General features: G+C 67.7%; 14 protein-coding genes. 7 read left to right on the top strand and 7 right to left on the bottom strand.

Going from position 1 to position 13051, the window contains the following annotated elements:
- Window position 1 precedes the first annotated feature (1 nt).
- Entirely contained in the window at window positions 2–1249 is a 1248-nt protein-coding gene (locus tag AB0M24_RS43400) for a BTAD domain-containing putative transcriptional regulator (protein ID WP_363780233.1), read from the top strand.
- On the opposite strand, the gene AB0M24_RS43405 is transcribed toward AB0M24_RS43400, so the two are convergent.
- Window positions 1246–1812 (bottom strand): CHAP domain-containing protein, encoded by a 567-nt coding sequence (locus AB0M24_RS43405; protein WP_363780235.1) that lies wholly within the window; start codon window positions 1810–1812, stop codon window positions 1246–1248. The genes AB0M24_RS43400 and AB0M24_RS43405 overlap by 4 nt on opposite strands.
- A 168-nt stretch (window positions 1813–1980) precedes the next feature.
- On the opposite strand from AB0M24_RS43405, the gene AB0M24_RS43410 reads away from it, so the two are divergent.
- Entirely contained in the window at window positions 1981–2385 is a 405-nt protein-coding gene (locus AB0M24_RS43410; protein ID WP_363780237.1) for a VOC family protein, read from the top strand.
- Here the strand turns inward: AB0M24_RS43410 and AB0M24_RS43415 are convergent.
- The 3 genes from AB0M24_RS43415 to AB0M24_RS43425 form a co-directional block, all read right to left on the bottom strand.
- Window positions 2382–2795, bottom strand: coding sequence for a hypothetical protein (locus AB0M24_RS43415; RefSeq protein WP_363780239.1), 414 nt, complete (start codon window positions 2793–2795; stop codon window positions 2382–2384). The genes AB0M24_RS43410 and AB0M24_RS43415 overlap by 4 nt on opposite strands.
- Before the next feature lie 64 nt (window positions 2796–2859).
- Window positions 2860–4233 (bottom strand): mycothione reductase, encoded by a 1374-nt coding sequence (locus AB0M24_RS43420; protein ID WP_363780241.1) that lies wholly within the window; start codon window positions 4231–4233, stop codon window positions 2860–2862.
- 58 nt (window positions 4234–4291) lie between these two features.
- Window positions 4292–5242 (bottom strand): helix-turn-helix domain-containing protein, encoded by a 951-nt coding sequence (locus AB0M24_RS43425; protein ID WP_363780243.1) that lies wholly within the window; start codon window positions 5240–5242, stop codon window positions 4292–4294.
- A 71-nt stretch (window positions 5243–5313) separates the two neighbouring features.
- Between AB0M24_RS43425 and AB0M24_RS43430 the strand changes: the two genes are divergently transcribed.
- Window positions 5314–6225, top strand: a complete 912-nt coding sequence (locus tag AB0M24_RS43430) for a DMT family transporter (protein ID WP_363780245.1) — start codon at window positions 5314–5316, stop codon at window positions 6223–6225.
- On the opposite strand, the gene AB0M24_RS43435 is transcribed toward AB0M24_RS43430, so the two are convergent.
- Window positions 6203–6730, bottom strand: a complete 528-nt coding sequence (locus AB0M24_RS43435; protein WP_363780247.1) for a YbhB/YbcL family Raf kinase inhibitor-like protein — start codon at window positions 6728–6730, stop codon at window positions 6203–6205. The genes AB0M24_RS43430 and AB0M24_RS43435 overlap by 23 nt on opposite strands.
- Before the next feature lie 91 nt (window positions 6731–6821).
- On the opposite strand from AB0M24_RS43435, the gene AB0M24_RS43440 reads away from it, so the two are divergent.
- The 3 genes from AB0M24_RS43440 to AB0M24_RS43450 all read left to right on the top strand — a co-directional run bounded on the left by AB0M24_RS43440 (window position 6822) and on the right by AB0M24_RS43450 (window position 8624).
- Window positions 6822–7592 carry a polysaccharide deacetylase family protein gene (locus tag AB0M24_RS43440; protein WP_363780249.1) on the top strand — a complete coding sequence of 257 codons (771 nt, stop codon included), beginning with the start codon at window positions 6822–6824 and terminating at the stop codon, window positions 7590–7592.
- Between the two features lie 27 nt (window positions 7593–7619).
- On the top strand, window positions 7620–8084 hold the full coding sequence (locus AB0M24_RS43445; RefSeq protein WP_363780251.1) for a hypothetical protein: 465 nt from the start codon (window positions 7620–7622) through the stop codon (window positions 8082–8084).
- 63 nt (window positions 8085–8147) lie between these two features.
- On the top strand, window positions 8148–8624 hold the full coding sequence (locus tag AB0M24_RS43450) for a hypothetical protein (protein ID WP_363780253.1): 477 nt from the start codon (window positions 8148–8150) through the stop codon (window positions 8622–8624).
- A 67-nt stretch (window positions 8625–8691) separates the two neighbouring features.
- On the opposite strand, the gene lon is transcribed toward AB0M24_RS43450, so the two are convergent.
- Window positions 8692–11040 carry an endopeptidase La gene (gene lon / locus AB0M24_RS43455; protein ID WP_363780255.1) on the bottom strand — a complete coding sequence of 783 codons (2349 nt, stop codon included), beginning with the start codon at window positions 11038–11040 and terminating at the stop codon, window positions 8692–8694.
- A 106-nt stretch (window positions 11041–11146) separates the two neighbouring features.
- Here lon and AB0M24_RS43460 point away from each other — a divergent pair, with 106 nt between their 5' ends.
- Window positions 11147–11980, top strand: coding sequence for an SAM-dependent methyltransferase (locus AB0M24_RS43460; RefSeq protein WP_363780257.1), 834 nt, complete (start codon window positions 11147–11149; stop codon window positions 11978–11980).
- Here AB0M24_RS43460 and AB0M24_RS43465 read toward each other — a convergent pair.
- Window positions 11953–12981 carry a hypothetical protein gene (locus AB0M24_RS43465; protein ID WP_363780259.1) on the bottom strand — a complete coding sequence of 343 codons (1029 nt, stop codon included), beginning with the start codon at window positions 12979–12981 and terminating at the stop codon, window positions 11953–11955. The two genes, AB0M24_RS43460 and AB0M24_RS43465, sit on opposite strands and share 28 nt — an antisense overlap.
- Window positions 12982–13051 lie beyond the last annotated feature (70 nt).

Below are 13051 nucleotides of genomic sequence, written 5' to 3' on the forward strand. Positions count from 1 at the left end.
CGTGAGACTGGGTTTTCTCGGCGACGTCGTCGTTTCGCGGGACGGGCAGGAGCTGAAGGTCGGGCACGCGCGTCAGCAGTGCGTTCTCGCCGTGCTCGCGGTGGAGGCCGGGCGACCGGTCTCGCTCGACCAGCTCACCGAACGGGTCTGGGGTGACGATCCGCCCGCCAAGCCGCGGGACGCGCTGCACGGCTACCTCTACCGGTTGCGGCAGGTGCTCGGCGACGACGTGATCGTGCGGAAGGCCGGCGGGTACGCGCTGGTCGGAGAGACCGATCTGCACCGGTTCTCGCAGCTGATCTCGGCCGGTCGGTACGAGGACGCGCTGGCGTTGTGGCGCGGGGAACCGTTCGCCGGGCTGCAGTCGCCGTGGCTCGACTCCGCGCGGGACCGGCTGCTGCAGGAGAAGCACGTCGCCGAGACCGAACGCGCGGAGGTCGCGCTGCGCGAAGGTCGCCACGGCGAGGTGCTTGCGGGGTTGATCGCGCGGGCCGCTGATCATCCGCTCGACGAACGGGTCGCGGGTCAGCTGATGCTCGCCCTGCACCGCAGCGGGCGGCCGGCGGAGGCGCTGGAGACGTTCGAACGGGTGCGGCGCACGCTCTCCGAGGAGCTCGGCACGGATCCCAGCGCGGTGCTGCGCGATCTGCACCACCGGATCCTGACCGAGGCCGAGCCGTCCGGAATCGAGCTGCCTGCCCTGCGCCGTCCCCGCAACGCCGTGGTGCTGGCCGTCGCCGGGGTGGCGGTGGTCGCCTTGATCGCGGTGCTGGTCAACCAAGGTGGCCCCACACAGCCGTCTTCCGCGCCCACGGGCAAGTACGCGGCCCGCTTGAAGGCAGGCGATCTGTGCGTGACCGAGGGCCGTGACCGGCAGACGCACGACGGCCCGCCGATCGCCGTGCAGGGCGCTTGTTCCGACGCACCACCGAAGACGTTGATCGAACCGGTGGGCGGCGACAACGACAGGATCTGGTGGGACCACCCGCAGAACGGCCTGGGCTGCCTCAGCGCGATGGGTGGCACGGCGCAGGAGGGCGCGCGGCTGGAGCCGTGGGACAAGTGCCGGGACGACATGACGTTCCAGCAGTTCCGGTTCGAACGCGTCGGCCAGGACCGCTACCGGCTGCGGCCCCTGCACACCGACCTGTGCGTCGGGGTGCAGGAGCCGCTGGCACCGGGTGCCGAGGTGGTGCTGGAGCAGTGCACCGGTGGTGCCGATCAGGAGTTCACGGTCGAACGCCTCTAGAAGGTCGGCTTCACGTAGCCGTAGACCGCGCCGCCGTTGGTGGTGGCCGTCTTCGGGTCGATCGTGCGCTTGGTGACCTTGTCGGACAGGTTGCCGTCGATCGTGGTCAGCTTGCCGTCCGCGTGCACCTTCACGACGAGCCCGACGTACCCGTTGAGGCTGCCGGGGTTGCCGAAGACGATCGCGTCACCGGCCTTCGGGCTGCCGCCGCGCGTGCCGGCCGGACGCTTCTTGAGCAGGCCCTGGTCCGCACCCCACTTGGCCCAGTACGTCGCCACCCACGCCTTGCCGTAGCCCGCAGGCGGCAGCTTCTTCACGCCCGCCTTGTTCCACACCCACCGGGCGAACATGCCGCACCAGGCAGCGCAGTCCTTGCTGTACTTGGTGCAGTTGCCGGCCCCCTCCTTGTAGCCGACCTCGTTGGTCGCGATGCGCACGATGTCGGCGGCCGACGAGATCTGGACCTCTTCGGCCGTGGCAGCGGTCGCCGATGACCCGATCAGCAACGCGCTGATGATCGCGGACAGCACTCCCGCGATGAACGTCTTCCTGATGCTTCGCATTCGCCCCTCGCATGTCGTCTTGCGGTGCTCGTTCGAGCGCCGGGCCCAAGTCGACACAGGGGCTCTGGGACGGATCTGGATCACGCTGGGACGCGACTGGAACAGCAGGTCAGAAGGTGGTCAGGAATCGAGAAGCGACCAGCGTTGTGCGCTTCTAGCGTTGTCGGCATGGACATCAACCTGCACGCCACGTTCCTCCCGCACACCGACCCCGACGCCTCGCTGGCGTTCTACCGCGACCTGCTCGGCTGGGAGGTGCGCGGCGACGTCGGCCAGGGCCCGATGCGCTGGATCACCGTCGCGCCGGTGGGGTCGAGCGCGTCCGTCGTCCTCGAACCGCCGGCCATGGCCGAGGGCCTCACGGACACGCAGAAGACCGCCATCGCCGAAATGATCGAGGGCGGTTCGTACGGATACATCCAGCTGTCCACGCCTGACCTCGACGGTGTCTTCGACAAGCTGCAGGCGGCGGGCGGTGACGTCGTGCAGGAGCCGACCGATCAGCCGTGGGGCGCGCGTGACTGCGTGTTCCGCGACCCGGCCGGCAACAACGTGCGGATCATCCAGGTCTAGTTGGAGACGAACCCGCGGTGCAGCACCGTGAGCTGATCGGCGAGGTAGCGGGCCCATGCCTTCGCCCGGTCCCAGTCCGGTGCCGCACCCGCGAAGCTCACCGGCCCACTGGCCCCTAGCTTCCGCACCATGCGGGTGACATCGTTCGGTACGGGCGGATTACCACGATGGAACAACCACATGGGCGTGTGCTTCAACGAACTCTTGTGCCGCCGCACGAACCGATGCGCATCGCGGGTCGCGGCGTCACCCATGATCACGGCACCGAACCCGTGAAGTGTGTCGGCGGCGGCGACCGAGAGCACGGTGACTCTCAGCCCGCAGCCTGCGAGTTCGGTGCCGATGATCTGGGCGATCTCGTCGGTGGCGGCGATCTGCGAGGTGTACGCGACGAGGACTCTGTCAGTCATCGCTGCATCGTTGTTGGTCAACGCCGTTGACGGCAGCGGCGGAAGTCCCTGTCGTTTAAGGCCTTCAGTCCAGCGGAAGGTTGAGAAGCGCGTTCTCGACCAGTTCCGGCATCGCGGGATGGATCCAGTACTGCCCACGTGCCATGGACTTCGCGTCCAGACCGAAGCTCATCGCCTGGATCAGCGGCTGGATCACCGTCGACGCCTGCGGGCCGATGATGTGCGCGCCGAGCAGCTGTCCGGTGGCGGGATCCGCGATCAGCTTGGCGAAACCGGTCGTGTCCTCCATCGCCCAGCCGTACGCGATGGACGCGTAGGCCTGCGACGAGGTGACGTAACGGATTCCCTGCGCCTTGGCCTCTTCCTCGGTCAGGCCGACGCTCGCGATCTGCGGGCTGGAGAACACCGCGGCCGGCACGAACCGGTGGTCGCTCGCGCGCGGTTCGTCCGGGTTGAGCAGGTTGTGCTGCACGACCTTGGCTTCGTGGTTCGCCACGTGCTTGAGCTGGTACTCCGAGCTGATGTCGCCCATCGCCAGGATGTGCGGCTGGCTGGTGCGCTGGAACTCGTCGACCTTGATCCGGCCGTCGTCGTGCAGCTCCAGCCCTGCCTTGGTCGCGTCGAGCAGGTCGGTGTTGGGCTGACGGCCGACCGCGACGAGAAGCTGCTGCGCCTCAACGGTTTCCTCGCCGTTCGGGCCTTCCATGTGCAGGCGGACGCCGGTTTCGGTCTTCTCCGCGCTGACGGTCTTGCGCTGCAGCCGGACGTCCCACTTCTGCTTCGCGATCTCGGTGAAGCGCTCGGCGATCTCCAGGTCCTCGTGGCGCAGCAACAGGTTCGAGCGCGCGATCATCGTGACCTTCACGCCGAAGCTGCTGAACACGTGCGCGAACTCGGACGCGATGAAGCCGCTGCCCACGATGATCAGGCTCTCGGGCAGCTCGTCGAGGCGCATGATCGAGTCGCTGGTGTGGTAGCCGACGGTCTCGATGTCCGCGATCGCGGGAATCGTCGGCCTGCTGCCCGCGGCCACCACGATCCGGTCGGCGGTGATCGTCTCGCCGGTTCCGGTGTCGATGGTGTGCGCGTCGAGGAACGTCGCCGTGCCCTCGTAGACCGTCACGTTCGCGTTCTCGTTGGCACGCCAGTTGCGGCCGCCCTCGGCGATCGGGTCGATCCGGCCGAAGATCCGGTCGCGGATCTGCGGCCAGTGCACGGCGTCGAGGTGGGCGTCCACGCCGAGCTTCTTGGCGTTCGCAGGCGCCGCGGCCTGGTCGGCGGTGTGGACGAACATCTTGGTGGGGATGCAGCCCACGTTCAGGCAGGTGCCGCCGAAGGTCCCCTTCTCGAGGATGGCGATGTTCCAGTGCGCCATCGCGTCGCTCGGGATGGAGTTGCCGGAGCCGGTACCGATGATGACCAGGTCGAAGTGCCTCACATGTCGATCCAACCATCTGACGTGGACCGGTGTTCCCCGGTCGGGTGTTACCTGGGTCTTACGCGTTGGCGAACGTGCGCCGATACGCGTTGGGGGAGACGCCGACGTCCTTGTAGAAGTGGTGCCGCAACAGAGCAGCCGTGCTGAACCCGCTCCTGCGCGCGACCTCCTCGACCGGGATCGAACTCTCCTCCAGCAGCTTGCGGGCGTGCAGGACGCGTTGCGTGGTAAGCCAGCGGACCGGAGTCGTGCCGGTCTCCGCGACGAACCGCCGTGCGAACGTGCGTTCCGACAGCTGGGCGCGGCGAGCCAGCTCGGCGACCGTCTGCTCGCTGTCGATCGACTCCAGCATCCAGTCGAGCACCGGCTGCAGACTCGTCGCCGCATCCGTCGGCACCGGCATGTCGATGAACTGCCGCTGCCCGCCTTCCCGTTGCGGCGGCACGACCATCCTCCGCGCGATCGCGGTGGCCGGTCCGGTGCCGAGCTCGCGGCGCACGATGTGCAGGCACGCGTCGATGCCCGCCGCCGTGCCCGCGCTCGTGACGATGCTGCCGTCGTCGACGTAGAGCACGTTCGGGTCGACGACCGCCTTGGGGAACCGTTCGGTGAACGCGGCGGCGTGATGCCAGTGGACCGTGCACGGCCGGTCGTCCAGCAGTCCAGCCTCACCGAGCAGGAACGCGCCGCTGCACACCGAGAGCAACGTCGAGCCGTTCGCGTGGGCCTCGCGCAACGCCTGCAGCACGGCCGGTGGGTAGTGCTCGCGCAACTTCGCGGCGGGCACGGCGATGAGGTCCGCCCCGGCCAGCGCGTCCAGTCCGAGCTGCGGAACCAGCTGCACGCCGACGTTGGTGCCGACGGGTTCGCCCGGCCGTTCCCCGCACACCCGGAACTCGAACGACGGCACGCCGTCCTCGGTGCGGTCGATGCCGAACACCTCGCACACGACACCGAACTCGAACGGCGCGACCCCGTCGATCAGGACCACCGCAACTGTACGCAGCATGGCAGGATCTTAGCGAAGGGTGTCAACGCTGCCACTGTTGGCGGTATCTGAACCATCGCAAACTTAGCGCCATGACCATTCAAGCGGCTGACCTGCAGAAAAAGGGTGTCGTCGAGCTGACGATCGCCATGGTGCTGTCCGGAACCATCGGTGTGTTCGTCTTCGAGTCCGGCGCGCAGCCGTTCACCGTGGCGTTCTGGCGGTGCGTGTTCGGTGCCGTCGCGCTGGGGCTGTACTGCTGGATCCGGGGTTTCCTCAGCGACACGCGCTTCACCCGCAAGACGTTCCTGCTGGCGTTGCTGGGCGGCGTTTTCCTCGTCTACAACTGGGCTTTCCTGTTCTCCGCCTACTCGAAGACGTCGATCTCGCTCGCCACCGTCGTCTACCACACGCAGCCGTTCTACGTCGTGCTGCTGGGAGCGTTGGTGTTCAAGGAGAAGCTCACCGCGGTGAAGCTCGGCTGGATCGCCGTGGCGTTCGTCGGCGTCGTCCTGGTCACCGACATCACCAGTGTGACCATCAGCGGCAACTACCTGCTCGGCATCGGCCAGGCGCTGCTCGCGGCGTTGCTCTACGCGTTCGCCACCATCATCGCCAAGCAGCTCAAGGGAATTCGGCCGCACGTGATCGCACTGACCCAGGTGAGCGCCGGAGTGTTCCTGCTGCTGCCGTTCGTCGACTTCTCCGGCACCGCGACGATCGGCACGGGCTGGGCCTGGCTCGTCGGCATCGGCGTGATCCACACCTGCGTCATGTACATCCTGCTGTACTCGAGCTACCAGAAGCTCCCGACGTCGCTCATCGCCGTGCTGTCGTTCATCTACCCGGCGGTCGCGATCGTCGTCGACATGTCGGTCTACGGCACCAGGATCCACCCGCTGCAGATCGTCGGCATCGTGCTGATCTGCGGTGCCAGCCTGGCCAACTCGCTGGGCACGTCCCAGCGAGCCGGCCGGGTGGTCAGTGCTGGTAAGTCGGCGTGATGATCGCCCGCGCCAGCGTGTGGAACGCCAGGTTGAAGCTCACGACAGCCGGAGACGCGTCCCCGTCCACGTCGAGCTTGTCGACGTCCAGCGCGTGCACCACGAAGTAGTAGCGGTGCGGGTGGTCGCCCTTGGGCGGGGCGGCACCACCGAACGCGCGCGTGCCGTAGTCGGACCGCACGTGGAACGCGTCACCCGGAAGTGTGGCGTCGGAGGCCCCGGCGCCGGTGTCCAATGAGGTGGTGGTCGCGGGGAGGTTCACGGCCACCCAGTGCCAGAAACCGGAGGGGGTGGGGGCGTCGGGGTCGAAGCAGGTGACCACGAATCCGCGCGTCTCGGCGGGGAAGCCGGACCACGAGAGCTGGGGCGAGGTGTTACCGCCCTCGAAGACCTGGGCGTCGGGGAGCTGGTCGCCGTCGCGCACGTCCGACGAGGTGACGTCGAAGGTGCCGACCTGCGGGAGCAGCTGATACGGATCGGGAGCGACTGGGCGCTCGAGGCTCATCGGATCTCCTCCTCTTTGTGATCAGTTCGAGCCTATCCCCGTGCAACCATGAAGGCCTGCGCGGCGTCTTCCGCGTGGAGGGGGAAATTCGATGTCCAGGTTGCGGCTTGCCGCTGCATTTGTACTGGTTGCCGGGCTCGTCTCCTGCGGAGAGACACCCGACGCGCAACCCAGTGGTCCCGTTCTCACGACGTCTTCGCCGGCGCCGACGACGACCACGACCGAGCGCCCGAAGCGCATGTTCGAACCGCCGTACGCGTACGGCACGGTGCAGGCTCACGCGCCCGCGACCGTCGACGGCATGGTGCCCGTCGTCACGCACATTCCAATGGACAAGCCATATGTGTTCATCACGATCGACGACGGCGCGGTGCAGCACCCGAAGGCGCAGGAACTGATGATCAACGCGGGCATCTGGCCGTCGTTGTTCCTCAACACCAAGTACGCCGAGGGGCACAAGGACTACTTCAAGCAGTTACCGGCCACGATCCACAGCCACACCTCGAACCACCCGAACCTGCAGGGCAAGCCGTTCGAGTTCCAGAAGCAGGAGATCTGCGGCAACGCGGACTTCCTCGCCGCCGAGTACGGCAAGCGCCCGACGCTGTTCCGGCCGCCGTTCGGCAACTACGACGCGACGACGCGCAAGGCCGCCGCGAGCTGCGGGTTCAAGGCGCTGGTCAACTGGACGGCCGCGGTCAACGACGGGCGCGTGCAGTTCCAGATGGGCGACAAGCTCAAGCCCGGTGACATCGTGCTGATGCACTTCCGGACGACGTTCGTTGAGGATTTCACCGCGTTCTTGAACCGCGCCAAGCAAGATGGACTCACTCCAGTGCCACTGGAGGACTTTCTGGGGTAAGGCAAGTCCGTGAAGAGGGGGATCTTCATGAAGCGTTTCATCGCTGTGCTCGCCGCTGCCGTGATGGCGGTGACGATCGTTCCGAGTGCGTCGGCCGCCGGCAACGCGCAGCTGACCGACATCAGGACCGGGCAGCACCCGACGTTCGACCGCGTGGTGTTCGACCTGACCGGTGACCAGCCGGGGGCGAGCTACTCCCGGATCACCGAGCCGACGAACTGCGGTTCCGGCAAGCCGATCTCGGCGCCGGGCGCGGAGTTCGTGGAGGTGCGGCTGCAGCCGGCCGCCGCACACGACGACAACGGGAACCCGACCTACACCGGGTCCCGCAACTTCCGGCCGAACCTGGTCCAGGTGAAGAGCGTTGTGTTCACCTGCGACTTCGAGGCCGACCTGTCGGTCGCGATCGGTGTGAAGGACACGGGCCGGCGAGTCGACGCCTTCTTCTTGACCGGTCCGCTGCGCTACGTCGTGGACATCTATCACAGCTGACGCAACTGTGACGCGGGTCACGCGTCTGTTCTTTCATCGAGCAGCCCTGAGAGGGGGCCAATGATGAAGAACAGACGCTTGGCCGCGATGCTGGTGGCAGTGCTCGCGGTCTTCACCTTCGCAGTGCCGATGGCGTCGGCGCAGAGCACGCCCACGCTGTCGAACATCCGGACCGGCGCGCACACCGGCTTCAACCGGGTCGTGCTGGACATGTCCGGTCTGCCCGCCGAGCACCGGGTCCGCGAGGTCACCTCGGTCCGCGACTGCGGGCCCGGGAACGTGGTTCCCATGCCCGGCAGCAACGAGATCCTCGAGGTCGTCATGTTCGGCGCCGCGGCGCACGACGACAACGGGAACCCGACCTACACCGGGCCGCGCAACTTCACGCCGGCCAACACCACCAACGTCCGCCGCGTCGCGCTCACGTGCGACTTCGAAGCGGTGCTCACCATCGCCGTGGGTTACAGCAACACCAACTCGTGGCACCGGGTCTTCACGCTGACGAACCCCAACCGGGTTGTCATCGACATCGGTCTGTAGCAACGAAAAAGCCTCGTGGGGACAGCAGTCGCCGCTACTGCCCCCACGAGGGGTCTGTCAAAAACCGTTACGCCGCAACGGTCGCGACGGTCTCCTTCGAGAGCGCGTGCTCCAGCACCTCGGACACGTCCGACACCAGGTGCACCGTCAGCTGCTCCCGGATCGCCTCTGGCACGTCGTCCAGGTCCGGCTCGTTGCGCGACGGCAGCAGCACCGTCGTGATGCCGGCGCGGTGGGCGGCGAGCAGCTTCTGCTTCACGCCACCGATCGGCAACACCCGGCCGGTCAACGAGATCTCGCCCGTCATCGCCACGTCGGAGCGCACCGGGCGACCCGACAGCAGCGACGCCAGCGCCGTCGTCATCGTTACGCCCGCGGACGGACCGTCCTTCGGCACCGCACCAGCCGGAACGTGGATGTGCACGCCCCTGCCGTCCAGTGCCGCGGCCTTGTCGTCGTGCGAACGCAGGTACGACAACGCGATCTGCGCGGACTCCTTCATCACGTCACCGAGCTGACCCGTCAAGGTCACGCCGGACGCGCCGGTGTCCTTGGGTGCCAGCGAAGCCTCGATGAACAGCACGTCGCCACCGACACCCGTGACGGCCAGACCCGTTGCCACACCGGGAACCGAGGTGCGCTCGGCCGACTCCGGGGTGTTCTTCGGGCTGCCCAGGTACGACTTCAGCGACGGCTGGTCGACGACGACCGGCAGTTCCGAGTCACCCAGCGCGACCTTCGCGGTCACCTTGCGCAGCACCCGTGCCAGCGCACGCTCCAGTTGCCGCACACCGGCTTCACGGGTGTACTCGCTCGCCAGCTGGTGCAACGCGGGCTTCTCGAACGTGACGTCCTCATTGGTGAGGCCGGCGCGGTCGAGCTGGCGCGGCAGCAGGTGGTCGGACGCGATGGTGACCTTCTCGTCCTCGGTGTAGCCGTCGAGCTGCACCAGTTCCATGCGGTCGAGCAACGGCGCCGGGATCGACTCCAGCACGTTCGCGGTCGCGAGGAACACCACGTCCGAGAGGTCCAGCTCGACCTCCAGGTAGTGGTCGCGGAACGTGTGGTTCTGCGCCGGGTCCAGCACCTCGAGCAACGCCGCCGTGGGGTCGCCGCGGTAGTCGGAGCCGACCTTGTCGATCTCGTCGAGCAGCACGACCGGGTTCATCGACCCTGCCTCGCTGATCGCCCGGACGATCCGGCCCGGCAGCGCGCCGACGTACGTGCGGCGGTGACCGCGGATCTCGGCCTCGTCGCGCACGCCACCCAGCGCCACCCGCACGAACTTGCGGCCCATCGCCCGTGCCACGGACTCGCCGAGCGACGTCTTGCCGACGCCGGGAGGGCCCGTCAGAGCCAGCACCGCGCCGGAACGACGTCCGCCGACGACGCCCAGGCCGCGGTCGGCCCGACGCTTGCGCACGGCCAGGTACTCCGTGATGCGCTGCTTCACGTCGTCGAGCCCGGCGTGGTCCGCGTCGAGGATCTCGCGCGCCGCCTTGATGTCGTAGGAGTCCTCGGTCCGCTCGTTCCACGGCATCTCGAGGACGGTGTCGAGCCACGTCCGGATCCAGCCCACCTCGGGGGACTGCTCGGAGGTGCGCTCCAGCTTGTCGACCTCGGTCAGCGCGGCCTTGAGCACCTTCTCCGGCAGGTCGGCGGCCTCGACGCGAGCCCGGTAGTCCTCCTGCTCGGTGGCGGGCTTGCCGTCGAGCTCAGCGAGCTCCTTGCGGATCGCGGCCATCTGCTGGCGCAGCAGGAACTCCCGCTGCTGCTTCTCGACGCCTTCCTTGACGTCCTTCGCGATCGTCTCGTTGACGTCCAGCTCGGTCAGGTGCGCCTGGCCCCACTCGACCAGCTTCTCCAGCCGGGTGGTGACGTCGGACGTCTCCAGCAGCCAGATCTTCTGCTTCTCGTCGAGGTAGGAGGCGTACCCCGCGAGGTCGGCCAGTGCCGACGGGTCGCTGATCTGGTTCACCGAGTCGACCATCTGCCACGCGCCGCGCGTCTGCAGGATGTTCGTCACGAGCGCCCGGTACTCGCGGGCGAGCTCACGGGTGCGCTCGGTGATCACGGAGTCGTCCGCGATCGTCGCGTTCACCCACAGCGCCGCGCCCGGCCCCGTGGTGCCCGTGCCGATGCGCACGCGCTTGGTGCCGCGCACGACGGCCGCGCGCTCGCCGCCGGGCAGGCGTCCGACCTGCTCGATCTCGGCCAGCGTGCCTACTGCCGCGTACTTCCCGTCCAGGCGTGGAACCAGCAGCACTTGATGATCTGCGGCGGTCGTAGCCGCGTCTACGGCCGCACGGGCCTCGGCGCTCGCGTCCGCACCGGAGATGCGGATCGGCACCACCATGCCGGGCAGCACCACGACGTCGTCCAGCGGCAGTACCGGCAGGGCCAGAGTTTCGCCCATCTCGTCACCCTCCAAAGTTGAGTCTGTACCGCTCAACCATCTGGAGCGTGGTGGTGTTCCCCTCGGCTGTTCGCTGTGAGCGAGCACCGCGCAACGGGTGATGTCGGTGGACACTCGTGTGCACACGAGCGAGGATGCGCCCGTGATGGAAGAGCTGAAGTGGGTCCCGTCCACGGTCGACGTCACGCGTCCGAGCGTCGCGCGGATGTACGACTACTACCTGGGCGGCTCGCACAACTTCGAAGCCGACCGCGCCGCCGCCAAGCAGGTGGAGCAGATCTTCCCCGGCGTTGCCCAGAGCGCCCAGGCGAACCGGTCGTTCCTGCGCAGGGTCGTCCGCCACCTCGTCGCGGAGGGTGTCGACCAGTTCCTCGACCTGGGCTCCGGCATCCCGACCGTGGGCAACGTCCACGAGATCGCGCAGCACGACAACCCGAACGCCCACGTGGTCTACGTCGACTTCGAACCGGTGGCCGTCTCGCACAGCAACGCCCTGCTGGCCGACAACCCGTACGCCACGGCGGTGCTGGCCGACCTGCGCAACCCGGAGGCGGTCCTGGGCAGCGCGCGCGACGTGCTGGACTTCTCCCGCCCGGTCGCCGTCCTGATCGTGGCCGCGCTGCACTTCGTCCCCGACTCGGACGACCCGTACGGTTCGGTCGCCCGGTACATGGACGCACTCCCCTCCGATTCGTACCTGGTGATCACGCACGGCACCCAGGACGGCATCACGGAGGAGGAGAAGGCCATGGCGGACCGGATCACGAAGGTCTACCAGAACACCGACAACCCGGTCACCGTCCGCACTCATGCCGAGGTGACCAGGTTCTTCGACGGGATGGAGCTCCTGGAGCCGGGCGTGGTCACGGTGGACAAGTGGCGGCCCGACTCCTATGAGGACCGCACAGGCGTCTACGGCGCCGTGGCCCGCAAGCCCTGAAGCAGCCTGTCCCGGATCTCGTTCGTCTCGCGGTCGGTGAGGGTGCGTTCCGGCGCCCTCATCGTCACGCGGATGAGCACGTTCTTCTGGCCCGGCCTGGCTTCCAGGCGCAGTTGAACGTGTTCCGGTAGTCGCTCGGTGGGCGTTTCGCTGAGGATCGCGATCTCCTCGATCACGTCTTCCGGGGTGAGTGCCCGGATCCGGTCGCCCAGCGTCTCGACGTCCTCGCTCTCGTCGGCCATGATCGAGATGTCCCTGATCGCGGCGGGATGCCGTGAGATCGGTCGGTACTCGTCGAGGTCCTGCATCTGGCCGGCGATGCGCGGATCGGGGTTGCGCAACAGCCGGATGTCCGGCACCCCTTTGCGCAGCATCAGAATCCGATCCAGCCCCCACCCCGTCGCGAGGCCGTGCGGGTGGTCCTTCAGCACGTGCCGCGCGGCCCGTCCGCCCTCGCCGATCTCCACCCACTCGCCGTCGTGCTCGACATCGATCTGCTTGCCGTGGGTCGTGTACGGGTGCTCCGCGTCGACCAGGCGATAACGCTTGCCGGGCAACAACGTCGTGACCACCGTCGCCACGAGATCGTTGAAATCCTCCTGGCTCCGGCTGATCCGCCAGACGTCCAGCTGGTGCGGGGTGCCGGTGTGCAGCCGGTCGACGGTGTCACGGCGGTATACGAGCCCGGGGCAGACCAGCGTCACGTCAGGCGTCGCCCCGTCCAGCGCGGGCGGGATCATCGCGGTCGTGTGGCTGCGCAGCATGCACGTCTCGCTGACGTACCTGGTGTAGCGCTCTTCCCTGGTGACGGCGTCCGCCGGATACCCGAGCCGCTCGTAGTTGTGCTCCACGGGGACGAGCGGGTGGTGCCGGACTTCCCTGGGTTCGTTGAGCGCGGCCTTGAGATCGGCGATCAGCAACTGCATCGCGTGCGGACCCTGGGATGGATCGCTGAGGTCCCGGACGTTCAGGGCGTGCACGAGCTCATCGGTGCGGTACATGGGTTTCTTCCCGTTCTGCGTGGTCTGGGTGGGGTGCGGAGTCCCCCGACCAACGGGAAGGTTTTAAACG

The organism is Lentzea sp. NPDC051838, assembly GCF_040681245.1.
Classification (GTDB): Bacteria; Actinomycetota; Actinomycetes; order Mycobacteriales; family Pseudonocardiaceae; genus Lentzea.

Bases quoted from the DNA above. Each gene is read 5' to 3' on its own strand.
- AB0M24_RS43405 (WP_363780235.1), bottom strand. From the start codon at position 1,812: ATGCGAAGCATCAGGAAGACGTTCATCGCGGGAGTGCTGTCCGCGATC.
- AB0M24_RS43410 (WP_363780237.1), top strand. From the start codon at position 1,981: ATGGACATCAACCTGCACGCCACGTTCCTCCCGCACACCGACCCCGAC.
- AB0M24_RS43415 (WP_363780239.1), bottom strand. From the start codon at position 2,795: ATGACTGACAGAGTCCTCGTCGCGTACACCTCGCAGATCGCCGCCACC.
- AB0M24_RS43425 (WP_363780243.1), bottom strand. From the start codon at position 5,242: ATGCTGCGTACAGTTGCGGTGGTCCTGATCGACGGGGTCGCGCCGTTC.
- AB0M24_RS43430 (WP_363780245.1), top strand. From the start codon at position 5,314: ATGACCATTCAAGCGGCTGACCTGCAGAAAAAGGGTGTCGTCGAGCTG.
- AB0M24_RS43435 (WP_363780247.1), bottom strand. From the start codon at position 6,730: ATGAGCCTCGAGCGCCCAGTCGCTCCCGATCCGTATCAGCTGCTCCCG.
- AB0M24_RS43440 (WP_363780249.1), top strand. From the start codon at position 6,822: ATGTCCAGGTTGCGGCTTGCCGCTGCATTTGTACTGGTTGCCGGGCTC.
- AB0M24_RS43445 (WP_363780251.1), top strand. From the start codon at position 7,620: ATGAAGCGTTTCATCGCTGTGCTCGCCGCTGCCGTGATGGCGGTGACG.
- AB0M24_RS43450 (WP_363780253.1), top strand. From the start codon at position 8,148: ATGAAGAACAGACGCTTGGCCGCGATGCTGGTGGCAGTGCTCGCGGTC.
- lon (WP_363780255.1), bottom strand. From the start codon at position 11,040: ATGGGCGAAACTCTGGCCCTGCCGGTACTGCCGCTGGACGACGTCGTG.
- AB0M24_RS43465 (WP_363780259.1), bottom strand. From the start codon at position 12,981: ATGTACCGCACCGATGAGCTCGTGCACGCCCTGAACGTCCGGGACCTC.